Source organism: Halorubrum marinum (assembly GCF_048381195.1).
Lineage (GTDB): Archaea > Halobacteriota > Halobacteria > Halobacteriales > Haloferacaceae > Halorubrum.
In genome coordinates this window covers 48,724-73,969 of sequence record NZ_JBLWMM010000002.1, presented here as the reverse complement: position 1 = coordinate 73,969, position 25,246 = coordinate 48,724, and the positions used below count along the sequence as shown (strand labels likewise).

Below are 25,246 nucleotides of genomic sequence, written 5' to 3'. Positions count from 1 at the left end.
GCGGTTCGGCGGCGTCTTGCGAACCGGATCCGCTCGGCGGCGGCCACCGCTCAGGGCGCGCCGGCGATGACCATCTTCGAGCCGTCCGCCGCGAAGGACAGCGTGCGGGCGGAGTCCGCGTCCACGCGCACGGCGTCGCCCGGACTCAGCTCGACGTCGTCGCCGTCAACGGTCAGGGTCGCCTCGCCGTACAGTAGCACGTACACCTCTTCCTGGCCGTCCTCGGCGTGATCGTGTTCCATGCCCTCCCAGCCGGCGTCGGCCTCGACGACGGTCACGCCGAGCCCCTCGCAGTCGAGCGCGTCGCGGAGGAAGTACATGCCCGGGGCGCGCGGTTCGACGTCGTCGTAGGCGGTCGCGTCGTAGCCCATGGGTGACGGAACGGGTCGAACCGCGGAAAAGGTACGGGTCGACGAGGGGACCCCGAAGCCGGGGATTAAAACGAGCTCTTCAGCCGCTCGAAGAACCCGCCGCCGACGTCGATGTCCTCGCCGCCCGCCTCGGCGAACGCCTCCAGCGCCTCGCGCTGCTCCTCGTTCAGCGACTCGGGGATCACGACGCCGACCTGCACGTAGAGGTCGCCGCGGCCGCGCCGCCGCAGGCGGGGCATCCCCTTCCCCTTCAGGCGGAACGTCTCGCCGCTCTGCGTGCCGGCGGGCACGTCCATCTCGACGCTCCCGTCGACGGTCTCCACTTCGATCGTGTCGCCGAAGACGGCCTGCGGGAACGAGACCGCCTCGCTCACGCGGAGGTCGTCGCCGTCGCGCTCGAACCGGTCGCCGACGTCGACGTCGACCTCGATCAGGAGGTCGCCGTTGGGGCCGCGGTTCTCGCCGGGCGCGCCCTCTCCCTCCATCCGAAGGCTCTGGCCCGACCGGATCCCGGCCGGAATCTCGACGGAGAGCGTCGCCTTCTCGCGGACGACGCCGTCGCCGCCGCAGTCCGCGCAGTCCTCGCTGTACAGTTCGCCCTCGCCCTCACAGCGCGGGCACGTCGAGGTCTGTTGAACCCGGCCGAGCGGCGTCTGCTGGACCTGCTGGACCTGCCCTTGGCCGTTACACTGCGGGCACGTCTCCACGTCCGCGTCCGGCGGGTGACCCGCGCCGTCACAGGTGTCACAGGTCGTCGGCCGCCTGAGCGTGACTTCCTTCGTCGCCCCCTCGAACGCCTCCTCGAGGTCGATCGTGAGCCCCGTCCGGAGATCGCGACCCTGGCGGGGGCGGTTGTCCGGACCGCCGCCGCGGCCGCCGCCGAAGAACTGGTTGAAGATGTCCTCGAAGCCGCCGGCCCCGCCGGCCCCGCCGGCTCCGCCGAACGGACCGCCGGCTCCGCCCGGGCCGCCGCCGGTCGCGCCGCGCTTGTCGGCCTCGGTGAACCGATCGTGGCCGAGCTGGTCGTACTGCCGGCGTTTCTCCTCGTCGGTGAGCACCTCCTTGGCCTTCTGGATCTTCTTGAACCGTTCCTCGGCGTCGTCGTCGTCGCTGACGTCCGGGTGGTGTTTGGCGGCCTTTTTACGATACGCCTTCTTGATCTCCTCCTCGCTGGCGTCCCGCGAAACGCCCAAGACGTCGTAGAAGTCCTCACTCATTCGTTATCGACTGTAGCCGACTCAGATACTTCAAAAGCCCGGGTCGACGGCCGCCGATCCGTAGCGTCCACGCGCCAGGGAACGATTAAGTCGGAGCAGACGGAACTCGCCGAACATGACAGCTGACCAGTACGTACCCGTCACCGACCTCGACGACTTAGTCGCCGAGGGGCGGGCGGTCGTCTCGGCGGGCGGGCAGGCCGTGGCGCTGTTTCACCACGAGGGCGACGTGTACGCCGTCGACAACCGGTGTCCCCACATGGGGTTCCCGCTGTCGGAGGGGACCGTCGAGGAAGGAGTGCTCACCTGCCACTGGCACCACGCGCGGTTCGAACTCGAGGCGGGCGACACGTTCGACCCGTGGGCCGACGACGTCCAGACGTTCCCGGTGGAGATCCGTGACAGTCACGTGTACGTCGATCCGGACCCGGAGCCGGACGTTCCGCCGGCGACCCGATGGCGCAACCGGCTCGCCGACGGCCTCCAAGAGAACCTGCCGCTCGTCATGGCTAAGTCGGTGGTGGGACTCGACGACCACGGCGACGGGTTCGTCACGCCGCTGGAGACCGCGGTGAATTTCGGCACCCGATACCGTGCCAGCGGATGGGGGCGGGGACTCACGACGCTCGGTTGTCTGGCGACGCTCCACGACCACCTCGGGGGTCGAGACCGACGGCGGGCGATGTTCCACGGGGTCCGCGAGGTAGCGGCTAACTGCGCCGGCGAACCGCCGCGGTTCCAGGGGTACTCGTTCGACAACCGCGACGTCCCGAAGCAACGGCTCAAATCCTGGTTCCGCGACAACTGTGAGGTCCGCGACGGGGACGGCGCGGAGCGGGTGCTGTTGACCGCGGTCGACGCGCTTCCTCCCGCGGACGTCGCGGACCTGCTGTTCACGGCCGCCACCGACCACCTCTACATGAACAGCAGCCACACGCTCGATTTCATCAACACCGCGTTCGAGACGCTGGACCACGTTGGCTGGACGGAGCACGCCGACGCCGTCCTCGCCTCGGTCGTCCCGGCGATCACCGACGCGAGTCGAGCCGAGGAGCGCTCCTCGTGGCGGAGCCCGGTCGACATCGCGGCGTTGTGCTTCGACGCAGCCGACCGCCTCCCGGAACTGGTCGCCGAGGGCGAGGGCGCGCGTTGGGAGCGTCCCGAGGGGTTCGTCGAGACGCTCCTCGCTGCGGACCCCCGCGAGATCGTCGAGGCGCTCACCGGCGCGATCCGGTCCGGGGCCTCGTCGGAGCAACTCGCCGATGCCGTCGCTCGGGCCGCGACGCGACGGGTGGCGTACTTCGCGACCAACAACGAGTTCGACGACTGGAACACCGTCCACCACACGCTGTCGTACGCCAACGCCGTCCACCGAGCGACGACCCGAACCGATACGACGGCGCTGTACCGCGCCTGTTTCGACGGCGCGATGTCGGTGTACCTCGACCGGTTCCTCAATTCGCCGCGGGCACCGGTCCCCGAACCGGGCGAGGGCGACGACGACCGCGACCCCGAGGCGATCCGCGAGGACCTGCTCGCGTGTTTCGACGAACACGGCGCGGTGAACCGCGCCGGCAGGCTGGTCAACGACCACTTCGACGCGGGCGGGGACCCCGCGGCGCTCAAGCGGACGCTGGGTCGCGGGCTCCTCCGGGAGGACGCCGGCTTCCACGCGATTCAGAGCCTGGAGGCCGGGGTCCAGCGGTTCGAGGCCATCGACGACGAACGGGGGCGACGGCTGGCGCTGATCGCGCCGGCTCGATACATGTCCGCGCACTTCCCGACCCGCCGCGAGAACGAACAGACCTTCTCGATCGCGACGCGGCTCCACCGCGGCGAGAAGCTTCACGAGGCGACGTGACGGTCGCTCGAAAGGAGAATTGGACGTAACAGAACGGGAACTCGACCGCGGATCGAGCGGTTCGGCGTCGTGTCGCGCTCAAGCGAACACCGCCCCCGCGGAAGAATCGGGCGGGGACTACGCCACGTCGCCTGCGCGGATTACGTCTCGCCGCTCGCGCTGATTTCGCTTCTTCGCTCGCGCGGATTACGTCTCGCCGCTCGCGCGGACTACTCCTCGTCGTCTTCGTCGTCCACGTCCTCGAAGTCGGCGTCGACGTACTCCTCGTCGTCCTCGTCGGGGCCGGCTCCGGGGCCGGCCGCGCCACCGGGACCGGCACCGCCGCCCATGCCGCCCATACCGCCGGGACCGGCACCGCCGGCAGCGCCGCCGGCACCGCCCGGACCGGCCTGTGCCGCCTGCTCCTGGTACATCTGCTTGCCGATCTCCTGGAGCGCCTCGGAGAGCGCCTCGGTGACGGACTCCAGCTCCTCGGTCTCGGCGTCCTCGTCTTCGAGCGTCTCCTCGACGTCCCCGATGGCGGCCTCGATGTCGTCGACGAGGTCCTGTTCGAGGTCCTCCTCGTTCTCCTCTAAGAGCGTCTCGGCGCGCTGGATCGACGTCTCGGCCTCGTTGCGAGCCTCGATGTGTTCACGGCGGGCCTCGTCCTCCTCGGCGTGCTTCTCGGCTTCCTCCTGCATGTGCTCGATCTCGTCGTCCGAGAGCCCGACGCCGCCCTCGATGGTGATCGACTCGGCGTTGCCCGAGCCCTGGTCTTCGGCCTCGACGTTGACGATGCCGTTCTCGTCGATGTTGAACGAGACCTCGATCTGCGGGGTCCCGGCCGGTGCCGGCGGGATCCCGGAGAGCTGGAACGCGCCGAGCAGCTCGTTCTTGTCGGCGATTTCGCGTTCGCCCTGGAAGACGCGAACGTTCACGGAGGTCTGATTGTCGGCGGCCGTGGTGAACACCTTGGACTCCTCGGTGGGGATCGTGGTGTTCTTCTCGATGAGTCGCTCGAAGAGGCCGCCCTTCACCTCGATACCGAGCGAGAGCGGGGTGACGTCCAGCAGGACGATGTCGTCTACGTCGCCGGAGAGCACGCCGCCCTGCACGGCCGCGCCGAGCGCCACCGCCTCGTCGGGGTTGACGTTCTTTTTCGGCTGCTGGCCGACGAGTTCCTCCACTTTCTCCTGGACCTGCGGCATCCGGGTCGAGCCGCCGACGAGGATGACCTCGTCGATGTCCGACTTGGCGTAGTCGGCGTCGGAGAGCGCCTGCTCGGTCGGGCCGACCGTCCGCTTGAGGAGGTCCGACGTGAGCTTCTCGAACGTCGCGCGGGTGACCGACTGTTCGAGGTGGACCGGACCGCTGTCGGTCGCGGTGATGAAGGGGAGGTTGACGGTCGTCTCCTTCTTGCTCGACAGCTCGATCTTGGCCTCCTCGGCGGCGTCTTTCAGCCGCTGGAGCGCCTGCCGGTCCTCGCGGAGGTCGATCCCGTGGTTGTTCTCGAACTCGTCTGCGAGGTGGTCGATGAGCGCCTCGTCCCAGTCGTCGCCGCCGAGGTCGTTGTCCCCGTTCGTGGCGACAACTTCGTAGACGCCACCGCCGAGGTCGAGGACCGAAACGTCGAACGTGCCGCCACCGAGGTCGTACACGAGGACTGTCTGGTCGGACTCGTCGTCGAGGCCGTACGCCATGGAAGCGGCGGTCGGCTCGTTGACGATCCGTTCGACCTCGAACCCGGCGATCTCGCCGGCGTCTTTGGTCGCCTGCCGCTGCTTGTCGTTGAAGTAGGCGGGAACCGTGATGACCGCCTTCTCGACGTCGTCGCCGAGGTACTCCTCGGCGTCGCGTTTGATCTTCTGGAGGATCATCGCCGAGACCTGCTCAGGGGTGTAGTCGTCCTCGCCGATCTCGACGGTGTAGTCGTCCTCGCCCATGTGCCGCTTGATCGACTGGATCGTGCGGTCCGGGTTCTGGACGGCCTGGTTCTTCGCCGGCTTCCCGACGAGCCGTTCGCCGTCGTCGGCGAACGCAACCACGGAGGGCGTGGTCCGATCGCCCTCCGCATTCGCGATGATCTCGGGCTCGTCGCCCTCCATTACTGCGAACGCAGAGTTGGTGGTACCGAGGTCGATACCGAGGATCTTGTTGCTCGCCATCTTAGCCAAAGTTAGCGTCTTGCGTCGGTTAAAGGTTACTAGACGGCGCGATCTCAGCGGACGGCCGATGCCTCTCACGTCGTGCGGTTTCTCCGATCGTGTGAACCGATCGCATCGGTGTCTTTATCATGATCCGCAAGCGCAGGAACCGGCGTCGGTCTCCGTCGAAGCGTATCTCGTTCTTCGCGAGATGGCGCTCGGTCTCCAGAAGGTCGCGCTCAGATTCCGGACACGAGGTCTTCGAGCGCCGCCCGCGGGTCGTCAGCCTTCGCCACGCCGGACGCGAGCAGGATGCCGGAGGCGCCGAGGTCACCGGCTGCGGCGACGTCGTCGCCGGTGGAAACACCGGCGCCACAGAACACGTCGACGTCGGAGTCGACCGCGTCGGCGGCCGCGACCGCGTCCTCGACGATCCCGGGATCGGCCGTCGAGACGGAGACGTCTCCGCCGATGAGTTCGGGCGGCTCGACGGCGACCGCGTCGGGGCCGAGCGCGGCGGCCGCACCGACCTGCGCCGGGTTGTTCGCGCAGACGATCGTCTCGATGTCGGCCCGCTCGGCGGCGCGGACGGAGCCGTCGATGTCGGCGAGTTTCAGGCGGTTCTCGGAGTGGTTAATGAGGGTGCCTTCCGCGCCGTTATCGGCGACGGCCTCGGCGAGCGTCGAGCCGGTGTGCGAGCCGTGGGCGTTCGGCGAGACGTGCTGGGCCCACGTCTCGACGCCGGTGTCAGCGACGCGGGCGATGTCGGCCGCCTGCGGGGAGACCGCGATACGCGCGCCGGACGTCTCGGCGACGTCGCGGGCGGCCGTCGCGACTTCGATCGGATCACACGGGTACGCCTTGAGGTTCACCAGGATGAACATGGCTGTACTCGGATGCCCGAGCGCAAATAGCTTCATACTCCGGCGACGTTCGACCACCGAAGATCCCCTACTCGTGTCGGCTTCGACCGCTCACCTGGCCGCGGGAGCATAAACGACCTTATACCCCGATACTGTGGGTTCGACAAGAGATGTCCCTCATCGAGCTCATCGCCGGCGTGGAAGCTCACGAGGCCACGCTGACGGTCTTCAACGCGGACTCGGCGGTCACAGCGACCCTCCGAGAGCACTTCGCCGACCGCAACATCGAGATCGCGGCCGCCAAAACGCCGTCAGGCCCGGAGAACTACGCCGTCCTCGAGCGTGACGGCGCGTTCGTCACGGCCGTTACCGTCGACGAGCTGTTGCCGCAGAGCGGCCCGGAGGACGCCGGATCCGTCGAGTCGGGCGGTGACTCAGCCGGACAGGGGGTCGAAGATATCGACAAGCGGTCACCGCGCCGGGTCGGTCAGCGGATCCTCGACCACCTCGACGAAACGATGTTCACCTCGTACTCGCGGGCGGACATGGTCGCCGCGTCACGGGAGATCGAGGACCGCGCGTGGCGCGTCGGTGACGGCGAGCTTCACGCGGGCTTTCAGACGCTCGACGTGCTCACCGGTGAGAGCGATACGTACGACCTGCTGGGCGAGAAGGAGGCGCTCGACGTCCACGCGTACGCCGCCGACGAGGGTGACGCCCCGGACGTCGAACACTACACCGTTCACATCGGTCAGACGGCTGAGATACGCGAAACGTGGTTCGTCGCGTACGACGGCGGCGGCATCGACGAGGCGAAGTGCGCGCTGCTCGCCGAGGAGCGCGCGCCCGGAGAGTTCTTCGGCTTCTGGAGCTACGACCCCGAGACGGTCGATTACATCATCGACTACCTGACCGACCGGTACGGGACGGTGAACGGGGAGCAGACGGAGGGTGACGCCGGACGGAGCCGATAGCGCCCGGACGGAGCCGGTAGCGCTCGAACGGAGTCTCAGTCTTTTCGCTTGACGACGTCGCCGAGCGTCATGGTCCCGGAGTCGCCGCTGTCCCACTCGGCGTCCTCGACGGACTCGCCCTCGACGAGCGAGATGTCGAGCTCGCGCTCCAACTTCCGCTGGATGTCGTCGGTGGGGAGGGTGTCGCCGCGTTCGAGCTTGCGGATGAGACTCGCCTTCTCGTTGAGCTGGTCGGCCAGTTCCTCTTGGCTGAGACCGCGGGACTCGCGGGCGTTCCGGATCTGGTCGTCGTAGTCCGTGGCGATCTCGTCCATGTTGTCGAACATGTCTCGGGGGCGCGTCGATCCGCCGCTGGAGCCGCCGGAACCGCCGGATCTGGACGACGAGGAAGACGACGACTTCCCGGTGCTCGAACTCGTGGAGTACTTGCCGCCGCCGGAGCTGGGTGACTCATCGCGGACCTCGGTACCGAAGTCCGTACACGAGCTACACAGCTCCAGTTCGGCGCCTTCGACCTTCGTCGTCGTCAGCGAGGCCTGGTCGGCGCCACACATCTCACACTGGGGCATACGCGACGGTAACGCTCCCGGTGGTATAAAGGAAGCGCCGGGGACCGCAGAGGTTGGATCTGACGCCGAACGGATCCGTTCACGGCGCCGCAATCGTGCCGCAGCCGGTACCGACTTGTCGCCGCGGCCGGCACAGGAGATATGGACGTTCACGTCACCAACTCGACCGTGCGCGGGTCGACCCGCGCGCCGCCCTCGAAGAGCTACACGCACCGCGCGCTGCTGGCCGCGGGGTACAGCGACGGCGCGATCGTCGAATCACCGCTCGTCTCGGCCGACACGAAGGCGACCGCCCGCGCCGTAACCGCGTTCGGCGGCGCAGTTGCGCCGGAGTCCGCAGACGCTATTGACGACGCCGACGCCCTTGTCGTGGACGGGTTCGACGGTCGCCCGTCCGTCCCGGACGACGTGATCGACTGCGCGAACTCCGGGACGACGATGCGGCTCGTCACCGCCGCGGCCGCGCTCGCGGACGGGACGACGGTGCTGACCGGTGACGGCTCTCTGCGGTCGCGGCCGCAGGGACCGCTCCTCGACGCGCTCTCCGACCTCGGCGTGCGCGCGGAGTCGACCCGAGGCAACGGGCAGGCGCCGCTCGTCATCACCGGGCCGCTCGCGGGCGGCGAGGTTTCGATTCCCGGCGACGTCTCCTCGCAGTACGTCACCGCGCTGGTGATGGCGGGGGCGGTCACCGACGACGGGATCGATATCGAGTTGACGACCGAACTCAAGTCCGCGCCCTACGTCGACATCACGCTCGAGCTCCTCGACGAGTTCGGGATCGAGGCGACGCCCGTGGGAGCCGACGGCGAGGCGCTCGACGGCGCCGCGGGCGCGGAGGGATTCCGCGTCTCCGGCGGCCAGTCGTACGCGCCCGAAGGCGGGGGCTACACCGTTCCCGGGGACTTCTCGTCGATCTCGTACCTCGTGGCCGCGGGCGCGGTCGCCGCCCAAGAGGATGAGGTCGTGCGCATCGAGGGCGCGAAGCCGAGCGCGCAGGGCGACGCCGCGATCGTCGACGTCGTCGAGCGGATGGGCGCCGACATCGAGTGGGACCGCGACGCGGGCGTCATCACCGTCGCGCGCTCCGAGCTGTCGGGTATCGAAGTCGACGTGGGCGACACGCCCGACCTCCTGCCGACCATCGCGACGCTCGGGGCCGTCGCCGACGGCGACACGCGGATCGTGAACTGCGAGCACGTCCGATACAAGGAGACGGACCGGGTGTCCGCGATGGCCGAGGAGCTGGAGGCCATGGGCGCGCAAACGACCGAGGAGCCCGACACGCTCACGATCCACGGCGACGAGAGCGACCTGCGCGGCGCGACCGTCGACGGGCGGGCCGATCACCGGATCGTGATGTCGCTCGCCGTGGCCGCCCTGGTTGCCGAGGGAACCACGACGATCCGCGGCGGGGAGCACGTCGACGTCTCCTTCCCGAACTTCTTCGACGCGATGGCCGACCTCGGGATGGCGGTCGAACGCGACGACGCGAGCGAGTAGCCGGTAAATACGTCTCGCCCGGCGAGCGTCGTTGTATATAACGAACATCGGCGTGCGCCTGCGAGCGGGCCATCGGCCCGCGAGCAGCCCGCGCGAGGGAGGCAGCGGTCCGGCGCGGCTACGCCCGCGCCGGGCCGTCTGCCGAGGCTGGGGAGGCGTGAGGCCGCGGTTGCTGTGTGGTCGGGTGGGACTCAAAGGGGTAGCCGCGAGGGCGAAGCTCGGCGACGGAAGCACCGCAGCGAAGGAGCGACAGCGACTGAGCGAGGAGCGTGGTTCGAGAGAGCGGAGCTCTCTCGTCATCACGAGACGCCTTCGGCGTCTCGAACGACACCGAGCCGCGCGAGTCGTCGCGGCTGGGGCTTTGGAGTCTTCGCCGCGGGTCAGTAGTCAGTAGTGATAAACGAGCCGCCGGGCCGTTGGAGAAGCTCGTAGCGACAATATGGCGCCTCAGACCGTTCCGTCGCTACAGTCAAAAGTGTCTCCGTTGAAGTCATCTGAGACAGTCAGGACAACCTGCTGGATACAGAAGATGCAGTCAGCACGACGGCTGTGTTTGGAAACACCATTTAAATGTGGGCTTGGTGTCATTAATAGGCGCTTAGTTTGTTCCTGTCTTCAGAAAACCTGGAGAAGTATCTCGATTATGCTGACTGACGTTGATTAGCTAATAATGATATTCAAATTTGACAACTAGTCTGAATGATATACTTTACTATGTATTTGTAGGGTGAGAGCTAGTCACCCCTAACGGGGAGGATTACAAATGACCAACGACCCAGACAAGATCGAGTGGGGAATAGATCGACGAACTGTACTGAAGAGCGCGGGGGCGGCCTCTGGCGCAGCACTCGTCGGAGGGTCGTTCAGTGGCGTGGCTGCAGCTCAGAGCGGTGGGAAACCCTGCTACAAGGCCTTCGACAGTACTGAAGGTGATGCCTACGTCAAATTCGAGTTCGTTACCGAGACCGATGAGGATGGAAACGTCATTGGTTGTTATTTCGAGGAAGAGACAGACACTGGACTCGTCGAGATAACGGACTGGGACAGCAAAGACGGGCAGGACTGCGAGCCAGTCTCCGTCGAATGGGAGGCAGACGGATACGTCGCGGCGACGGTGATGGCCTTTGGCGGTAACGACTGTGACACTGTGGATGATCCGGGCACCGCCTACACATCGAGCCTCGAGAACAACGGCGGGAACACAGCTGCTATCAGCAATCTCCAATTCTGCCTCGAAGAGACGCCGTTCCCGCAATGTCCGTTCTATGGTACCTCTCGGGAGGACCCAACGTCCATCGTCAGCATCAGCTACGATCCGGACGCCGGCGAAATCACTGAGACGATAGTCGGTAATATCCCAGACGACTTCTCGAACAGCAACTACCCGAACGGGCTGGCCTTCGACGACGATAACGACGTCTGGTACTTCGCCGAGGAGAACGGTGTTCTCAAGACGATGAACGAGGACGGCGCACTCGGCATCGAAACCTACGGCGTCGTCTCACCGAACGGTGAACCTATCGCCGGGGCGGCCTTCCACGATGGGCTCTACTACTACATCCCGAATGGCAGTGATGAGCTCTGGACGGCAGACATCAGCGGTGGTTCGGCCAGCGGAGCCAAGTTTGCCGATCTGGACTGGTCCAACGTCGGACTCGGGGACCTCGCCATCGACGAGGACGGGATGCTCTACGTGAGCACCACCAACTCGAGTCTCGGGCCGATCTTCTTCAGCGTCGACCTGAGCGACACGTCCGATCAGCAGTTGATCGTGCAGGACAGCGCGGATTCGACGAAATTCGCCACGGGCAAGCAGCTCGCCTTCGAGAATGAGACCCTCTGGGCCCACGAGGCGGGCGGTGGCGAATGGTATACGGTTGACCCGACTGACGGCAGCCTGAGCGACGTCGTCGCGATGACCAACGAATACACCGACTTGGCCTCGTGTGGCGAAGCCGAGTGGGAGCTCCAAGGGTAGCCCGAGAACCAGCGGGTCGGCCACCGCTGTCGATTACCAGCCAGATCAGTATCGGTGGTCTCAGATCATTTAAACTGTAGGCGGAGTAGGGCAGTGCCGCTCGGTACTGTCCTCAATCTACTTCTTGGAATTGATTATACCGATCTCCGCTGATTCAGGATCCGTGATACTGGTACCGAGCAACACGCTGCATACGCGCTCTGTATTCAGCACGGCCCAAGAGATCTGTCATCGGCTGAAGAGTTCGACGGAGCCACAAACACCACCCCCTACCTCTCGGGACCGACGGGTACACAAACACCCCCCGCCCACTACCTCGCATGGACAATATCGACGTCGAGCCCGTGGATCGCGTCGACGAGCCGGAGATACCGGACGACGACACTCACGAGCCCGCTGAGACCGATCACACGGTCCAAACCGGCGAGGCCACCGATCTTCCGCAGGGCGTCGACGCTCCCGACTACGTCCTCTACGGTGGGAAAGGCGGCGTCGGAAAGACGACGATGGCGGCCGCGACCGGGCTCTCGTCGGCCGCGGGCGGCGTCCGCACCCTCGTCGTCTCGACCGACCCGGCCCACTCGCTGTCGGACACCTACGAGACCGATATCCCGGCGGAGCCGGCGCGCATTCGCGAGGACATGCCGCTGTACGCCGCCGAGATCGACCCCGACGACGCGATGGAGGAGGGGATGTTCGGCGCCGACGGCGACCCCCTCGGCGGGATGGGCGAGATGGGCGATATGCTGGGCGGTATGGCGGGAGCTGGTGGCGCGGGCGGCCCGAGCGGAACAGGTGGATCGGCTGGCACGGGAGACACCTCCGACGGCGAGGAGGGGCTCGGCTCGCTGCTCGGCGGGACGATGCCCGGCGCGGACGAGGCCGCCGCGATGCGCCAGCTGCTCGAGTACCTCGACGACCCGCGATTCGACCGAGTGATCGTCGACACCGCGCCGACGGGTCACACCCTTCGACTCCTCCAGTTGCCCGAGATCATGGACTCGATGATCGGGCGCGTGATGAAGCTCCGCCAGCGCTTCTCCGGAATGATGGACGGGCTTAAAGGGATGTTCGGCGGCGACGACGAACAGGACCCGTCCGCCGACCTCGACGAGTTGCAAGCGCGGATCGAGCGCCTCCGAAGCGTGCTGCAGGACCCCGAGAAGACCGACTTCCGCGTGGTCACGATTCCGGAGGAGATGAGCGTCGTCGAGTCGGAGCGGCTCGTCGCGCGCTTGGACGAGTTCGGTATCCCAGTGAACACACTGGTCGTCAACCGCGTGATGGAGGGCGTCGGCGGGATCGCCGACGTCGACCCCGAGTGGATCGTCGAGCCGAATCCCGAGACGTGCGACTTCTGTGCCCGACGCTGGGAGGTACAACAGGGCGCGCTCCGGCGGGCGACGGAGCTGTTCCGCGGACGCGACGTGAAGCGCGTCCCGCTGCTGGCCAACGAGGTTCGCGGGGAGGCGGCGCTCCGCGTCGTCGCGGCGTGTCTGCGCTGAGGACCGGCTGAGGGCTGTCGCGATAGCGATCAGGGTGCCCGCGCCGACTACTCGTCCGACCGCTTATCGCCACGGAGCGAGCTACCGAACAGCCCGTTCCGGACGTTCTCAGCGGTCCCCGAGAGGTGCGCCTGACCGAACGTCGCCACGATCAACGCTCCGAGCGTGTTGTACATCGTGTCGAGCACCGTGTCGTCGAGTCCGTGCTGCGCGAGCGGCATCGTGATCCCCGTCTCGTCGGCCACGAGGTCCAGTCCGAACTCGAACAGCTCCCACACGACGCCGAACGCGAGGACGACGACGAGGATGAACACGAACGCGAAGCGGGTCGGGATCCGGATCGCCTCGTTGTGGAGGTCGACGGCACGGAGCGTCGTGTACCCGGCTCCGGCGATGAGCGACGCCGAGAGGGCGTGCGTGAGATGGTCCCACCACGCGAACTGTTGATAGAACCCCGCAGATCCGAGGGTGTGGAGGAAGACGGCCGACGTGATCCACACGCCGAGCCACGGGTCGAGCGGGATGTCGTAGTTCCGTTCGAGCAGCGCCGGGAGGAACGTGACGAACAGCCCGAGTCCGCCGTTGGTTATCGCCTTGGGCGCGCCCGCCACGACGCCGTAGAGAACGATACCGAGGAGGACGACCTGCATCCCGCGCGTGAGTCGCCGCTGAGTCGTGACGGACGGTCGCGGAAGCGGGAGGAACCGACCGATATTCATTGGCGCACCACCCGCCAGATGGCCCGGCGGAGCCGCAGCCCGCGCCGACGGAAGTAGGCGTCGAAGAGGACGCCCGCGGCGAACCCGGCCAGCGTCACGTAGAGCCATTCGATCATCAGGGCCTCGTTCGTCGTGAGGTAGGAGGTTCCCAGCATTCGATCCATGTTCCAGCGGAGGATCGTCCACACCGCCGCGGTCGCCATCGTCGTCATCACGACGAAGACGACGGCGAACCAGTGAGTCACCCGCAGCGACGTGAACATGTGTAACTCGACGGTGATGATGAGCGCTAACGCGGCGATCGCGAGATACGTCGCGAACACGCCGACCTCGCCGCCGAGTAGGGCGCGAACGAGCACGGGCAACAGCGCGAGTCCCAGCACTTCCCACGGCAGCATCACCTGTGGGTTGCGGGCCGCGACCGCGGGGGCCACGACGACGACGCCGATCACCGCGATCAGGATCATCGGCAGGAGATCGAAGTCTAAGAGGCTCTCGACGAACACCCCGACCAGCACCGCGATCATCGACCACGCGATCACCGCGTTCGTCCGCCCGTCGCGAAACAGCCGCGCCAGCCGGTCCTCAACCCCTGATTCCTCGGGGATCGGAGAGTCGAGCCCCGCAGGAACCTCCCGCTCGGCGTCGTCGGGGAGGTCCGCCTCCAACAGCGCGGCTGCGCGTGACCCGGCCGCGTCGGCGGCGTCGCGGCCGCCGTCTGTGGAGTCCGCCTCGGAGCGGTCGGCGTTCATGTGTCTTCTCACGGCGGCGGCCACTAATATGGGTTGCTCTGTGGGTCCGGCGGCACGTCATCGAGTCCCAGCGATCGTCTCGAGCGATTCACTCCGAACGAACGCGCTTTTACCCGTCACGCGCCTCCGTTGGGTATGAACTGCAGGCGGTGTGGAACCCCCCTTCGCAAGCCCGGGGATTACTGTCTCACCTGTGACACCGCCAACGCCGACGCCGTCGTCGTCGAGTTCGCCGCGGACCGCGCGCACCTCACGATGCTCGACGAGGACGAAATCGTCGGCGAAACGACGGTAACGACTCGGCCCGAGCGCGACGAGCAGCTGAGCGAGATCCAACTCCGCAACTTCGCCGGCCGAGTCGCCGACGAGATCCGCCGCAAGCGACCCGGCACCGTGTACGCCGCTGGCGAGCGCGAGCCCCTCCGAGAGACCCGCGCGCAAGTCCACCACGAGTTCTATCGCGTGCCGGACGCGGAGGCGGGCCGGGACGGACAGCGCGACGCCGCAAGCGATCCCGCAGGCGACGCGACCCCTGTCGTCGCGTGGGTGCTCGACCGCCGCGGCGAGCGCGCGCTGGAGGTCGTCGAGACGCCGCCTCGCGAGAAGATCGGCGGCTCGCACTCGACGCTCATCGGCGACCGCAAGGGACGGAAGGCTGTCAGCACGGTCGCGCAACACCCCCACGTAAAGAAGATCGTTCCCGGCCCCATCGACGCGGGCGGCACCGGTTCGCGGACCGGGCTCCGCGCGAAGGCGACGCGCGCGGGGACCAACGGCAACGTCCGACTCCTCCTCCGAGACGGCTCCAGCGTCCAGGAGAACCGGATCGTCACCACGGCGATGGACCGCGAGACCGGCGAGCGCGTCCGCGAGGACCTCAACGAGGCGCTTCGGGAGGCGGGATTACAGGACGAGTGAGGAACCTCGTAAGCGACCCGATCGTTGGCAACTCCCGAGACCGTCAGTGACTCCTGGTACCGTCAGTGACTCCTGGTACCGTCAGTGACTCCCGGTACCCAGACCGCTTCCCGGTAGCTATTTCCGGCACCGTCGCCGATCGCTTATAAATGCTGAGCGACGTCATGGAGGACTACCTGAAGGCGGTGTACGTTCTCCAATCCGAGCATGGGCCGCCCGTCTCGACGTCCGCTATCGCGGAGTACCTCGACAAGACTCCCCCCTCCGTCACGGACATGCTGGGGAAACTGGAGGACCGCGGGCTCGTCGAGCGCGAGCCGTACCGGGGCGCGGAGCTCACGGCGGAGGGGGAGGCGGTGGCGCTCGAAATCGTCCGTCACCACCGGCTGTTAGAGGCGTTCCTCGCCGATCAGCTCGATTACGACTGGAGCGACGTCCACGACGAGGCCGACGCCCTCGAACACCACATCTCGGAGGAGTTCGAGCGACGCGTCGCGGAGGCGCTCGGCGACCCCGTCGTCGACCCCCACGGCGACCCGATCCCGAGCGCCGACCTCGAACCGGTCGACGAGGGGAGCGGTCCGCGTCTCTCCGATCACGGCGAGGGGGAACGGCTGGTCGTCACCCGCGTCTCCGACCGCGACGAGGCGGAGCTGGAGTATCTCGCGGACGCCGGGATCACCCCGGGAACCGAGATCGAGATCGTCGACGTCGCGCCGTTCGGGATGGTGACCGTCAGGACGGCGTCCGGCGAGCAGAGCCTCCCGGCCGAGATAGCTCGGTCGATTCGGGTCGAAGCGCGCTGACGACGGAGGCGGGCGCGACCGCGGCGGATCGTATTCACGAGCCGACCGATCGACATATCTGCGCATCGATGTCCTTCCGGCGACGACAGCCGCCACGTCTCGTTCGCGGGGCTTTTCACGAAAACGACCGTTTAAACCGACGTGAGTCTCCTCGCGACGCTGGCGGTCGGTGCCGTGTTCGGCCTGGCGCTCGCCGCGCCGCCCGGACCGATGAACGCGGTAATTGCCGAGGAATCCGTGCTGCGCGGCCGATTCGCCGGCTTCCGGGCCGGTCTCGGGGCCGCGACCGCGGACGTGGTATTTCTCCTGCTTGCGTACGTGGGCGTCGTTGCAGTCGTCGAGTCGTACCCGCTGCTGCGGGCCGTTATGATCGCGGTCGGCGGCGTGCTGATGCTGTACTTCGCCGTGGGCGCGGCCCGGGGCGCGCGGGCGTCGTTCCGCCCGACCTCCGGCAACGAGCCGTCGCTCGCGGCGGGGAAGGGGTTCCGCAAGGCGCTCGTGCTCGCGCTGACGAACCCGTATCAGGTGCTGTTCTGGCTCACTGTCGGCGTCGGCCTCCTGCGGCCCGGCGAACTCGACGTGCTCGCGTACCTTCCGATCGTCGGCGACGACCTCACCGGGGTCCTCGTCGTCGCCACCGGCTCGCCGACCCTCATCGCGGGCTTCTTTCTCGGCGTGCTGATCTGGATCGTCGGCTTTCCGACGGGGCTGGTCGCCGCCGAGCGCCGGATCGAGACGTTCGCGCCGATCGTCGCGATCGGGTCGGCACTCGTGCTCGCCGGGTTCGGCGTGTTCTTCCTCGTCGACGCGGCGACGACGTTCGCCGCGCTGTGAGCCGATCACGGCGACGGCGCTTGCACCGCCGTGAGCCAGTCGGGGCGACCCGCAACACGAGTCGTCATGGACAACGGCTTTGGCCCGCCGGCGCAACCGCCCGGTATGTTCGAGAAGTCCACGTGGATCAAGCTCCCGCGAAACGTGCTCGTCGGGCACGACGTGCTCGACGACCTCGGCGAGGCCGTCGGCGAACTCTACCTCACCGGTCGGCCGCTTATCGTGACGAGCCCCACGCCGAACGATATCGCCGGCGACCGAGTGCGCGCGCAGTTCGACGATCCCGCGACCGCCGTCGTACGGGAGGCCTCGTTCGACGCCGTCGAGCGACTCAAAGAGACCGCCGAAGCGGTGGACCCCGGCTACCTGATCGCGCTCGGTGGCGGCAAGCCGATCGACATCGCGAAGATGGCCGCCGACCACCTCAACGTCGGCTTCGTCTCCGTCCCCACGGTCGCCTCACACGACGGAATCGTCTCGGGGCGCTCCTCGATTCCCGAGGGCGACACGCGCCACTCGGTCGCGGCCGACCCGCCGCTGGCCGTCGTCGCGGACACGACCCTGCTCGCGAACGCCCCGTGGCGGCTCACCACCGCGGGCTGTGCCGACATCATCTCGAACTACACCGCCGTGAAGGACTGGCGACTTGCTCACCGGCTCCGCAACGTCCAGTACAGCGAGTACGCGGGCGCGCTCTCGGAGATGACCGCGGAGCTCCTCGTCGAAAACGCCGACATGATCCGCCCCGGCTTAGAAGAGTCGTCGTGGGTCGTCGTGAAAGCGCTCGTCTCCTCGGGCGTCGCGATGTCGATCGCGGGCTCCTCGCGGCCCGCCTCCGGCGCGGAACACCTCATCTCGCACCAGCTCGACCGGATCGCCCCCGACAAGGCGCTCCACGGTCACCAAGTCGGCGTCGCTTCGATCATGACGGAGTACCTGCACAGCGGCGAGAACGGGCGGTGGAGCGCGATCCGAGACGCGCTCGGGGAGCTCGACGCCCCGACCACCGCCGCGGAGCTCGGGGTCGACGACGAGGAACTGATCGCGGCTCTGACCACCGCACACGAGATCCGCGACCGCTACACGATCCTCCAGGGCGGGATCAACGAGGAGGCCGCCGTCGAGGTGGCGACCGCGACGGGCGTCATCGACCGATAGCTGAATTCCGACTCCCCGTTCGGCGGGAGGAGCCGGGGCCGACTCCCCGTTCGGCGGGAGGACCCGAAGCCGACTTATCTCTCCGTTCACTTCTTGTGGTATGTCCACCGCCAGCGTTCGCGAGAGCGTCAAACGTCGGCCCGGGGCGACCGTGCTCCTCCTTACCGTCGTCGGCTACGGCGCGGTGCTCGGCGCGTTCCTCGTTCCAGGGTTTCAGGCGCTGTTCCCCGACCTCTCGCGAGCGACCGTCGAGTTTCTCACCCACGCCATCGCCGCCGTCAACACGCTGACCGTCGTCACGCTATCGCTCGGGTGGTACTTCATCCGGCGCGGCGAGGTGCGAAAACACGCCGCCTCCATGATCACCTCGTTCGGCCTCATTCTCGTGTTCCTCGGGATGTACGTCCCGCGCGTCGCCGGCGGCGGGACGAAGTACTTCGTCGGCCCCGACCCGGCCTACTACGCGTATCTGATCATGTTGGCGATCCATATCCTGCTGTCCATCGTCTCCGTCCCCGTCGTCTTGTACGCCATCGTACTCGGACTCACGCACACCGAACGAGAGCTCCGCGAGGAGACCCCGCACGCGAAAGTGGGACGGATCGCGGCCGGCGCGTGGCTGCTCTCCTTAGTCCTCGGGGTCATCGCGTACGTCCTGTTAAATCACGTGTACGACTCGACGTTTCGGGCCGCGGAGGCCGCGGCGGTCCTCGTCCCGACCGTTCCCGGACTGTAGCACGCCCGACACCGAATACAGTTCCGGCCCCGTCCGCCGTCACCGACCGCCGCTTCCGACCCGTCCGCCGTCACCGACCGCCGCTTCCGACCCGTCCGCCGTCACCGACCGCCGCTTCCGGCGCCGCCCGCCGCCACCGTAACGCTTGACTCGTCGCCGACGCACCCTCAGCCATGACTCACTGGATCGGCGACACCTTCACCAGCGACGTCGGCTGGACGCACCTCGAATCGCTCGTGGACGTCGGCAACCGGATGGCCGGCTCCGAGGGCGAGCGCGAGGCCCTCGAACTGACGCGAGACGCCCTCGCGGCTGTCGGCGCGCGAGACGCTCACGTCGAACCGTTCGACATCCAAGGGTGGGAGCGCGGCGACAGCGAGATCCGGCTGGGCGACGGTCCGATCGCGAGCGGCGCCAACAGCTGTATCGCGCTCCCGCGCAGTCCGAGCGGCGAGGCGACCGGCGAGTTCGTCGACCTCGCTCACGGGGTTCCAGAGGACTTCCAGGAAGACGTTGAGGGAGCGGTCGTGATGGTCTCGTCGGACACTCCCGACTCCGTCGACCGGTTCGTCCACCGGCGAGAGAAGTACTACCACGCGGTCGAGGCCGGCGCCGCGGCGTTCGTCTTCGCGAACCACGTCGAGGGGACGCTCCCCCCGACCGGAAGCGTCGGCACCGCGGACGCGCCGATCGGTGAGATTCCGGCCGTCGGCGTCTCGAAGGAGACCGGCTCGCGGCTCGCGCGTCGGCACGCTGGCGACGAGTTGACCGTCGAGGTCGACTGCGAGACGCCGGACGCGACGAGCGGGAACGTCGTCGCCGATCTCGGTCCCGACACGGAGGAATATCTCGTCGTCTCCTCGCACGTCGACGCCCACGACATCGCGGAGGGCGCGATGGACAACGGCGCCGGCACGGCGACGATAGTCGAGGTCGCCCGCGCGCTCGCAGCGCGTGAAGACGAACTGGACACGCGCGTCCGGTTCGTCGGCTTCGGTTCCGAGGAAGTCGGGCTCGTCGGATCGTCGCTCGTCGCGGGGGACGCTGAGCCGTCGCGCGTGAAAGCCGTCGTCAACGTCGACAGCAACGTGTTCGGCCGGACGCTCAAGCTCGATCACCACGGCTTCGACGCGCTGGAAGCGGCCGCCGAGCGCGTGAGCGATCGGTTCGATCACCCGGTCTCGCTCGGCGGAGAGCTGGTCCCGCACAGCGACCACTGGCCGTTCGTCCAGCGCGGGATTCCGGGCTACATGGTCTCCGGCGAGACGGAAGGACGCGGTCGCGGGTGGGGCCACACCGGTGCCGACACGCTCGACAAACTGGAGTCGCGAAATCTCCGCGAACAGGCGATTCTGCTGACCGAGTTGGTCGTCGAGCTCGTCGACAGGGACGTGACGACGACCCCGAAGACGGACGAGGAGATCGCGTCGGCACTCGAAGCGGAGGGGAAGGCGACGGGCATGAGAATCACCGGCGACTGGCCGTTCTAGTCGAGAAACGGGGGCAGGTCGTCGTCTGTCGCTACGCGACGACGAACTGGTTCCAGACGCCGGACACGAGGAAGAACAGCGCGTAGTAGGCGGCGTACACCACGACCAGGAGCGAGGCCGCGATCGCGCTCTTCGGGGCCTCGATCGGCATGTCGTTGCGGGCCTCGACGTTACGCGCCTCGAACTCGAACAGGTCGGCGATCAGCATCGTGATCACGAGGATCGCGAGGAGCGTTCCGCCGACGGGCGCGTGAAGGACGAACAGGAAGCTCAACAGCAGTAGTCCGATATTGGTGAACGCGTGTGGATCGTACGCGTCAACGCTGTCTTCGTCGGCGCCCTGTTCGACGTGTCGTTTGTACGCGACATGCCGAGTCGCGAGGTTCGCGACCGCCATCACGAGTATCGCGTACGGCAACACCGGTCCGACCGCGGCCAGCCAGCCGAGGGGGACGAGGAACTGCAGTGGGTCCATACCGACACATCCGGCCACGAGTTATTAGAGTGTTTCCGATCGTCGCGCTCGTGGCCTCGTCGCCGACGCTGGCGCGAGCGCGGCGACCCGAGCGACCGTCTCGATCCGTATCGACCGATCCGGCTCGACGGGCCCGCGGGCGGCGCCGTCCACGACGAGCGACACCGGTTCCTCGTCGCGCTCGACCGAGAGCGTCACCCGCCCGTCGACGACCCGCGGTCCCGTCCGCGTGCTGAACGGTGCGACGGGGACGACGGCGAGCCCGCCGCCCGGTTCGACCACCGGCCCTCCGGCCGCGTTCGCGTACCCGTCGCTCCCGAACGGCGTCGCGACGACGACTCCGTCCGCCCGGAACGACCCCTCGCGTCGCCCGGGGTCACCGATCCCGAACTCGGAGATCCGTGCTGGCCTCTCGGCGACGAGCGCGACGTCTGCGACCGCCCGGTAGACCGTCCCCGCTCCGGCGTCGACGCCGAGTACGGGGTGGGTCACTCGTCGAACGTCGTCGATCTCGTCGACAGGGACAGACCCGTCCGCGTCGATCAGTCCGCCGATCACCTTCGCGGCGTCGTCAGTCCCGAACGCGTATCGACGGTCACCGACCGGAATCACGAGGGTATCGGATACGTGCGCGAACGTATCGTGGATCGCGTTTGTGCCCACCGCGAGCAGTGCGTCGGCATCGGTCGACGCGTCCGCGGTGTCGACGACCCGACCGCCGGTCGTCCGGACCCTCTCGCGGAGGGTCGCCGCTCGGGCGTCGTCTCCGACGACGGCGACGCGCCGTATCGACTCTCCCATACCCGAGGGGTGCGCCCGGCGCGCGTGAAAACCTCCCGGTTCGGCGCCGTCGCTCGACGACCGATCGCGATAGCAGCGAAGATCAGGGACCACAAGAGTCGGACTTCCGGCAGAACGGAATCGCGTTCGCGGTTTAGTTCGCGGCCTCACCGTCGTCGTCGAGCGCGCGCCGGAGTTCGCGACTCGCCGGGACGAGCACCCAGAACGTGAGCGCACCGAGGACCATCAGCCAGAAGAACGCGTCGCCCGCGAACAGCCCCACTTCTTGGTAGACGGTTTCGACGCCTTCGGGTGGGTTGACCAGCTGAGAGACTTCGTAGTACGTCGGCGTTCGGTACCAGCCCGCGAACGTGATCCATCCGAGACCACCGAGTGCGAACAGGGCGAACCCCTTCATGAACTCGTCTGCCATTACCCTACGTTTCGCTGGCGTCGTCTTGAGACTTTCCCATCCCGCGGCCGCGGAACCGCGTTCCCAACACGTACACGGCGGTCCCCGCGACGATACAAGCAATCCCCGTGATCGCCAGCGTCGCGACCAACACGTCGTCTGACGGGAACAGACCGACGCTGTTGAGCACGTACACGATCGCGGTTCGAACGAAGCTGATCTGCAGCGTGGCGGCGTCGATGAGCGTGAAGCCGACGAAGTAGGCGACGACCGCGGCCAGCGTGGAGAACACGGTGACCGCCTTGTACAGCCGGAAGGGGACGACGATCTCGCGGCCGTCCGGACCGACGCGAGGACCGGTAGGCTCGTTGCGGGGGTCGTCCGGGTCGTCTTTCGCGACTGGGTCGCCCGTCTCGTCGAACGCCTGTGTGTCGTCGCGGTCTGTGGAAGATGACATCGGAGCTGTGTGAGGGGAGGAGCGAGAGACGGGGCGGTAAACTGTGTCCGGAATCGGATGCGGTGGCGGGACGTTACTTCACTTCGGCGGCCGCAGCATGTAGTACCGGCGGTTCAGGTCGTACATGTAGCCCTCACGCATCGTTTTCAACACGGCGTAGGTGAGGATTCCCCCCACCACCGGGAGCATGAACGTGAGCGTCACGATGAGCTCCAGCTGCAGCGGGAAGAAGTTCTGGATCGCGAGCGCCGCGAGCGTGAACGACAGGATGACGCCCGTCACGCCGACCGCGGCCCAGAACGGCTGCTCCACCGGTCTCCGCGCGCTCCCCTTGTTGAGGAAGGGAACGAGCGTGATGACGCCGAACACGATCCCGTGCGCGACGATGCCGAGCAGCTCGTTGGACATCACGATGTTGCCTCCGAGCACGGCCAGGTCCGGGTTGAGGGGGTCGAGCTTCAGCAGGCCGAACGACCAGTAGAGGTACCAGTCGGGCAGAATGATCGCTGGCGTCGTTCCGGGGTTCGCGGGATCCCCGAAGTGCGGGGGCAGTATCGCTGACACCAAGAGGATCATCCCGACGAAGAAGCTCGTGATGGCGAGGTTCCGGATGGTCTCGTGCGGCCACGTCGGGAAGCCGAGCACGTCGCGCTCGACGTACGTGGACTCGGCCCGGAGGTCCTCGTCTTCGCGGCGCGAGCGCTCGAAGTACTGGTACGTGAGCTGTGCGAGCCCTTGCGAGCGCTCCTTGCGCTCTGACCACGCCGGCGTCTCGTCGTCGGGCGGCACCGTCGCCGGCGGCCCGCCGTCCGTGCGTGCTTGTTCGTCTGTCCCGCCGTCCGTCATGGGAGTAGTGTCGTCGGTCATTGGATTAGTGCGGCTCCGCGATGCCCTGCACCCACACGATACCGACGTGGAGCGCGATGAGCCCCGTGACCACGAACGGTAACACGAAGACGTGCAGGATGTACATTCTCACGAGCGTCGCCTGTCCGAGCGTGAACCCGCCGAACAGGAGCTGTGCCGCCCACTCGCCCACGAGGGGCGTCGCGAGCGCCATCTCGACGCCGATCTGTGCGGCCCAGAAGGACAGCTGCTTCCACGGGAGCACGTAGCCGGAGAACCCGAACAGCAGTGTCAGGCCGATGAGCACGATCCCGAGGATCCAGTTGACCTCGCGCGGCTCCTTGTACGACCCGGTGAAGTACACCCGCAGCATGTGCAGGAACACCGCTGCCACCATGAACTGGGCGGACCAGCGGTGGATAGAGCGGAGCATAAAGCCGAACTGGACGTCCTGCATGATCTCGACGAGAGAGTCGTACGCGGCCGTCGGGTCGCCCTGTGCGACGGCGCCTGCCGTCGACGGAGCGTAGTAGAACCCGAGCAACGCGCCGGAGACCGCCGCAACTAGGTAGGCGATGATCGAGAGCGAACCGAGCGAGTACAGGGGGTACCAGTACCAGAACTTGTTGTCGAGGTCGTACTGTTCGGTGTGGCTCTTCGGCATCTGGAGGTTCGCGCGGTAGTACATCGTCTCCAGCAGTTCGAGGTAGTCGACGATGCGCAGCCGCTTGTCGAGCCAGATGAGCGTGGTGAGGAACGCGGTCTCGATAACCGTTAGATCCTGCGTTTTGAGCCACGCGTTGTGGTCCATCTCGTCTTGTTTTTTGAGACTCATTGTCGGATCACTTCTTGTAGTACGGGTAGACGGCCCGCTTGATCGTCTCCACCGCGTTGCCGGTGTCGACGCCGACGCCGTCTTTGTCTTCTTCACGCACGTACAGGTCCTCCCACTTCCGGCGACGCTTCTTCACTATCATCACGTCCGGGAGGAACTCCTTGCGGTATAACAGGAGGATGAAGGCGAGATCGACGAATATCAGCGCCAACAGCGCACCCGTGTACATGTTTCCGAACTCCGTCGACGCCCACGCGGACATGAGCCCGTAGACGAACAGCGCGACGAACACGACCTCGATGATCGTGAGGAGCACGATCGCAATCGCGGCGGCGGTGCTCTCGCGTGCGGGTTCGTACCGATGAATATCACCGTACGAGGAACCGCCGGAACTCATTGGTTCCCCCCGTGTCCGGTGTGGGCGGACTCACCGTATTTGAGCATGTAGAACGTGAACACGAAGGTGAGTCCGATGCCGAGCATCGAGACGATGCCGACCCAGTGAGCGTGGAGGGGGATCCCGACGTAGGCGATGTTCTCGGGCCACCCGGTCGAGGCCCCGCCGACTTCGACGGTGTCGATGTCGTCGCCGACGGCGATGCCGGCGTGCATCCCGACCGCGTCGTGAGGCACGCAGTGGTAGTGGGTGATCCCCGCGTCCTCTTCGGTCACCTCGTACTCGTAGGTGTGCCCTTCCTCGTCGACGGCGTCACCGCTGTCCAGGTCGGCCGGACCGTCGACCGTGACGACGTTGTGCGCGCCGCCCGCGCCCGTCCACTCGAAGACGATGGTCGTTCCCGGATCGACCCACAGCTGCGTCGCGTCGTACGCCAACCCGTCGGAACCAGCCCCGACCGCGACCGTCACCTCGTCTTGGCCCCGAGCGTCCTCGTAGGTGCCCAAGTTTCCGCCGGTGACACCGCTCGGCCAGTCCGGTTGTTCTTCCTGCGCGGCGGCCGATCCGGTGGCCGCGGTCGAGGCCGCGACCGCGGCGGACGCACCGCCGGCCGTCCGCACAAATTCCCGCCTTTTCATACAGGTTCACTCAGGACGGTGTGTGCTTA

Annotated in this window: 26 protein-coding genes; 11 read left to right on the top strand and 15 right to left on the bottom strand. The window is 67.0% G+C overall.

Going from position 1 to position 25,246, the window contains the following annotated elements; translation table 11 throughout:
- Positions 1–50: 50 nt before the first annotated feature.
- Together ACNSN4_RS03730 and dnaJ are read right to left on the bottom strand one after the other, a co-directional pair.
- Positions 51–371 (bottom strand): cupin domain-containing protein, encoded by a 321-nt coding sequence (locus ACNSN4_RS03730; protein WP_418284437.1) that lies wholly within the window; start codon positions 369–371, stop codon positions 51–53.
- A 65-nt stretch (positions 372–436) separates the two neighbouring features.
- Complete coding sequence (gene dnaJ / locus ACNSN4_RS03725) at positions 437–1,588, bottom strand: molecular chaperone DnaJ (protein ID WP_418284436.1); 1,152 nt, start codon at positions 1,586–1,588, stop codon at positions 437–439.
- A gap of 115 nt (positions 1,589–1,703) precedes the next feature.
- Here dnaJ and ACNSN4_RS03720 point away from each other — a divergent pair, with 115 nt between their 5' ends.
- Positions 1,704–3,449: a Rieske (2Fe-2S) protein gene (locus tag ACNSN4_RS03720; RefSeq protein WP_418284435.1), complete on the top strand. Its 1,746-nt coding sequence runs from the start codon at positions 1,704–1,706 to the stop codon at positions 3,447–3,449.
- 209 nt (positions 3,450–3,658) lie between these two features.
- Here ACNSN4_RS03720 and dnaK read toward each other — a convergent pair whose 3' ends face one another.
- Both dnaK and tpiA read right to left on the bottom strand, forming a co-directional pair.
- Positions 3,659–5,593 carry a molecular chaperone DnaK gene (gene dnaK / locus ACNSN4_RS03715; protein WP_418284434.1) on the bottom strand — a complete coding sequence of 645 codons (1,935 nt, stop codon included), beginning with the start codon at positions 5,591–5,593 and terminating at the stop codon, positions 3,659–3,661.
- Between the two features lie 218 nt (positions 5,594–5,811).
- Positions 5,812–6,456 (bottom strand): triose-phosphate isomerase, encoded by a 645-nt coding sequence (gene tpiA, locus ACNSN4_RS03710; RefSeq protein WP_418284433.1) that lies wholly within the window; start codon positions 6,454–6,456, stop codon positions 5,812–5,814.
- A gap of 149 nt (positions 6,457–6,605) precedes the next feature.
- On the opposite strand from tpiA, the gene ACNSN4_RS03705 reads away from it, so the two are divergent.
- Positions 6,606–7,409, top strand: a complete 804-nt coding sequence (locus ACNSN4_RS03705) for a DICT sensory domain-containing protein (RefSeq protein ID WP_418284432.1) — start codon at positions 6,606–6,608, stop codon at positions 7,407–7,409.
- A 35-nt stretch (positions 7,410–7,444) separates the two neighbouring features.
- On the opposite strand, the gene ACNSN4_RS03700 is transcribed toward ACNSN4_RS03705, so the two are convergent.
- Positions 7,445–7,978, bottom strand: a complete 534-nt coding sequence (locus ACNSN4_RS03700) for a multiprotein bridging factor aMBF1 (protein ID WP_418284431.1) — start codon at positions 7,976–7,978, stop codon at positions 7,445–7,447.
- A 141-nt stretch (positions 7,979–8,119) separates the two neighbouring features.
- Between ACNSN4_RS03700 and aroA the strand changes: the two genes are divergently transcribed.
- From aroA to ACNSN4_RS03685, 3 genes are all read left to right on the top strand, one after another.
- Positions 8,120–9,481: a 3-phosphoshikimate 1-carboxyvinyltransferase gene (gene aroA / locus ACNSN4_RS03695; protein ID WP_418284430.1), complete on the top strand. Its 1,362-nt coding sequence runs from the start codon at positions 8,120–8,122 to the stop codon at positions 9,479–9,481.
- Between the two features lie 763 nt (positions 9,482–10,244).
- A complete protein-coding gene (locus tag ACNSN4_RS03690; protein WP_418284429.1) occupies positions 10,245–11,459 on the top strand; it encodes an SMP-30/gluconolactonase/LRE family protein in 1,215 nt (404 codons plus the stop codon).
- A 320-nt stretch (positions 11,460–11,779) separates the two neighbouring features.
- Positions 11,780–12,964, top strand: coding sequence for an ArsA family ATPase (locus ACNSN4_RS03685; RefSeq protein ID WP_418284428.1), 1,185 nt, complete (start codon positions 11,780–11,782; stop codon positions 12,962–12,964).
- A 47-nt stretch (positions 12,965–13,011) separates the two neighbouring features.
- On the opposite strand, the gene ACNSN4_RS03680 is transcribed toward ACNSN4_RS03685, so the two are convergent.
- The gene (locus ACNSN4_RS03680) at positions 13,012–13,683 is read right to left on the bottom strand and encodes a DUF2238 domain-containing protein (protein WP_418284427.1); all 672 of its coding nucleotides are present in this window, start codon (positions 13,681–13,683) and stop codon (positions 13,012–13,014) included.
- Positions 13,680–14,435, bottom strand: a complete 756-nt coding sequence (locus ACNSN4_RS03675) for a hypothetical protein (RefSeq protein ID WP_418284426.1) — start codon at positions 14,433–14,435, stop codon at positions 13,680–13,682. Before ACNSN4_RS03675 ends, ACNSN4_RS03680 begins: the two co-directional genes overlap by 4 nt.
- A 135-nt stretch (positions 14,436–14,570) precedes the next feature.
- Here ACNSN4_RS03675 and ACNSN4_RS03670 point away from each other — a divergent pair, with 135 nt between their 5' ends.
- From ACNSN4_RS03670 to ACNSN4_RS03645, 6 genes are all read left to right on the top strand, one after another.
- Positions 14,571–15,353, top strand: coding sequence for a DUF2103 domain-containing protein (locus ACNSN4_RS03670; protein ID WP_418284425.1), 783 nt, complete (start codon positions 14,571–14,573; stop codon positions 15,351–15,353).
- 149 nt (positions 15,354–15,502) lie between these two features.
- Entirely contained in the window at positions 15,503–16,159 is a 657-nt protein-coding gene (locus tag ACNSN4_RS03665) for a metal-dependent transcriptional regulator (RefSeq protein WP_418284424.1), read from the top strand.
- A 141-nt stretch (positions 16,160–16,300) separates the two neighbouring features.
- Complete coding sequence (locus tag ACNSN4_RS03660; protein ID WP_418284423.1) at positions 16,301–16,993, top strand: LysE family translocator; 693 nt, start codon at positions 16,301–16,303, stop codon at positions 16,991–16,993.
- 105 nt (positions 16,994–17,098) lie between these two features.
- Positions 17,099–18,151 (top strand): NAD(P)-dependent glycerol-1-phosphate dehydrogenase, encoded by a 1,053-nt coding sequence (locus ACNSN4_RS03655; RefSeq protein ID WP_418284422.1) that lies wholly within the window; start codon positions 17,099–17,101, stop codon positions 18,149–18,151.
- Positions 18,152–18,251: 100 nt separating this feature from the next.
- Positions 18,252–18,887, top strand: coding sequence for a DUF420 domain-containing protein (locus ACNSN4_RS03650; RefSeq protein WP_418284421.1), 636 nt, complete (start codon positions 18,252–18,254; stop codon positions 18,885–18,887).
- A 173-nt stretch (positions 18,888–19,060) separates the two neighbouring features.
- A complete protein-coding gene (locus ACNSN4_RS03645) occupies positions 19,061–20,377 on the top strand; it encodes a M28 family peptidase (RefSeq protein WP_418284420.1) in 1,317 nt (438 codons plus the stop codon).
- A 31-nt stretch (positions 20,378–20,408) separates the two neighbouring features.
- Here ACNSN4_RS03645 and ACNSN4_RS03640 read toward each other — a convergent pair whose 3' ends face one another.
- The 8 genes from ACNSN4_RS03640 to ACNSN4_RS03605 form a co-directional block, all read right to left on the bottom strand.
- Positions 20,409–20,852, bottom strand: a complete 444-nt coding sequence (locus ACNSN4_RS03640; RefSeq protein ID WP_418284419.1) for a DUF7313 family protein — start codon at positions 20,850–20,852, stop codon at positions 20,409–20,411.
- 24 nt (positions 20,853–20,876) lie between these two features.
- Complete coding sequence (locus ACNSN4_RS03635; RefSeq protein ID WP_418284418.1) at positions 20,877–21,653, bottom strand: NAD(+)/NADH kinase; 777 nt, start codon at positions 21,651–21,653, stop codon at positions 20,877–20,879.
- A gap of 133 nt (positions 21,654–21,786) precedes the next feature.
- Positions 21,787–22,065 (bottom strand): DUF7314 family protein, encoded by a 279-nt coding sequence (locus tag ACNSN4_RS03630; protein WP_418284417.1) that lies wholly within the window; start codon positions 22,063–22,065, stop codon positions 21,787–21,789.
- Positions 22,066–22,069: 4 nt separating this feature from the next.
- Positions 22,070–22,501, bottom strand: a complete 432-nt coding sequence (locus ACNSN4_RS03625) for a DUF7315 family membrane protein (RefSeq protein WP_418284416.1) — start codon at positions 22,499–22,501, stop codon at positions 22,070–22,072.
- Between the two features lie 78 nt (positions 22,502–22,579).
- Entirely contained in the window at positions 22,580–23,368 is a 789-nt protein-coding gene (locus ACNSN4_RS03620) for a cytochrome b family protein (protein ID WP_418284415.1), read from the bottom strand.
- Positions 23,369–23,372: 4 nt separating this feature from the next.
- Positions 23,373–24,182: a cytochrome b gene (locus ACNSN4_RS03615; protein WP_418284414.1), complete on the bottom strand. Its 810-nt coding sequence runs from the start codon at positions 24,180–24,182 to the stop codon at positions 23,373–23,375.
- Between the two features lie 7 nt (positions 24,183–24,189).
- Positions 24,190–24,579, bottom strand: a complete 390-nt coding sequence (locus tag ACNSN4_RS03610; protein WP_418284413.1) for a DUF7318 family protein — start codon at positions 24,577–24,579, stop codon at positions 24,190–24,192.
- The gene (locus ACNSN4_RS03605; RefSeq protein ID WP_418284412.1) at positions 24,576–25,217 is read right to left on the bottom strand and encodes a halocyanin domain-containing protein; all 642 of its coding nucleotides are present in this window, start codon (positions 25,215–25,217) and stop codon (positions 24,576–24,578) included. Before ACNSN4_RS03605 ends, ACNSN4_RS03610 begins: the two co-directional genes overlap by 4 nt.
- Positions 25,218–25,246: the final 29 nt, after the last annotated feature.